Origin of the sequence: Streptomyces sp. NPDC052101 (assembly GCF_040680235.1) — a bacterium.
Lineage (GTDB): Bacteria > Actinomycetota > Actinomycetes > Streptomycetales > Streptomycetaceae > Streptomyces.
Genome location: NZ_JBFAWH010000142.1, coordinates 1 through 1251 on the forward strand (window position 1 = coordinate 1; position 1251 = coordinate 1251).

At 61.5% G+C, this 1251-nt stretch carries 1 protein-coding gene; it reads right to left on the reverse strand.

All coding sequences use genetic code 11. From position 1 onward, the window contains the following. A partial coding sequence (locus tag AB0L75_RS44335) for a Z1 domain-containing protein (protein ID WP_365191958.1) occupies positions 1-1193 on the reverse strand: 1193 nt, incomplete at its 3' end. Positions 1194-1251: the final 58 nt, after the last annotated feature.

Sequence of the window (1251 nt, forward strand, 5' to 3'; positions counted from 1 at the left end):
GCGCGAAGGTCATCCCAGCTGAACTCGACCCCCGGATAGACGGCAGTGAACACGTCCCTCATCCGGCGCACTACCGGGGACTCCCCGGGAAGCCCAGCGAGAAGTTCCGCGCGAAGCGACGCGGCCACCGTCGTCACGAAGTCGTTGGTTAACGCGTGGACGTTCTCCTGGACGTCATTGAACCGCGTGATGTTGATCATCATCGAGGCAGGCTTCGGCTTTCCGTCCCGGATTCGCCTCATGGCGGTGCCCATGAAGAACGCCAGCACTGCGTTCTCCAGCGTCTCCGGGAGACGGTCCAAACGAGCGGTGCGTTTGTGGTTGTATGGAAGCGTCTGAAGGACGTCCGCAACGTCCGTCTGGAGCCTGTGGGGCCACTCCCGCCTGGCGGCCGGCGAGTGATAGTGCTCGACACCTAAGTAGTTGCTCGGGCTCGGCAATGCTCGAATATAGTCCTTTGGAAATAGGTCGTCCTCTACAGATGAGTCGATGAGGATGTTCGCGAACGGGGTTGCGGTGATGGCCATATAACTGCTGCGTGTGCTGACCGCCAGCAGATCGCGGATCGCCTGATTGACGGCCACAACCTTCTGTTCAGTGCCGGTGTTCACCGATGCCCAGTCAGCCTCGTCGTCGATCACAAGGAGGGGTGCAACCAGACGTCCGTGCATGGCCTGGTGCCGTAAAAATGCAGTGAGGTTGTTCAACGTGCCGGCGTGCTTTTTGACGACACCGACCACAGGAGCTCCTCCGACGGTGACCCCCTGTGTCGACTTGTTCGACTTGCTGAAGTCACCGAGGACGGACGTGAGGCGTGCGGGCGTTGCGATGTCAGATGGGATCCGCCCTACTCCGATGGCAGCTGAAGCAAGGCTGCTCTTGGACGTCGCGATCTCGACGGCTGAGTAGTTCGTGTCGAACCCGAGAAGGTCCGAGTCCACTCGCTCCTGGGTCTGTCGACGCAGATCATTGGTGTGCCCACCGATGACAATGATGATCTTGTAGCCGACGTCGAGCGCTTTGTTGAGGACTCCGATGTAGTTCGCAGTCTTGCCGGACTGCACCTCTCCGATGGCCAGGCCGCGCCGAGCCCACTCGCCGGCGACCGCCGGGTCACCAGCGAGGTCGATCAGATGGCTGGTCTCATGGTCCAGGCCGGCGACGACATCGCCCGACCAGCCCTTGCTCTCCACCAAGTACTGCGCGTACCGGTCCCAGCGAGGAACGCCGTGCGATTCTCGCCATTCCCCG